We start from the raw sequence: 238 nt of genomic DNA, 5'->3' as shown, positions 1-238 counted from the left end.
GTGCTTCTGGTACCAGACCAGGGCCAGGTGGGCTGCGATCAGGGCGAGGATGATGCCCGGAATCAGCAGCACGTGCGCGACGTACAGGCGCGGGATGATGAGCATGCCGGGGAAGTCGCCGCCGAAGATCAGCCAGTGCATCCAGGTGCCGATCACCGGGATGCTGATGGTGATGCCGGACAGCGCGGCGCGCAGGCCGGTGCCGGAAAGCAGGTCGTCGGGCAGCGAGTAGCCGAAG

General features: G+C 66.8%; 1 protein-coding gene. It reads right to left on the bottom strand.

The window, feature by feature from the left end:
• A partial coding sequence (locus CQZ88_RS32125) for a cytochrome b (RefSeq protein ID WP_258008855.1) occupies positions 1-238 on the bottom strand: 238 nt, incomplete at both ends.

The organism is Rhodococcus sp. ENV425 (assembly GCF_002887785.1).
GTDB classification, from domain to species: domain Bacteria; phylum Actinomycetota; class Actinomycetes; order Mycobacteriales; family Mycobacteriaceae; genus Rhodococcus; species Rhodococcus aetherivorans.
This window is presented reverse-complemented; position numbering and strand designations above follow the sequence as displayed.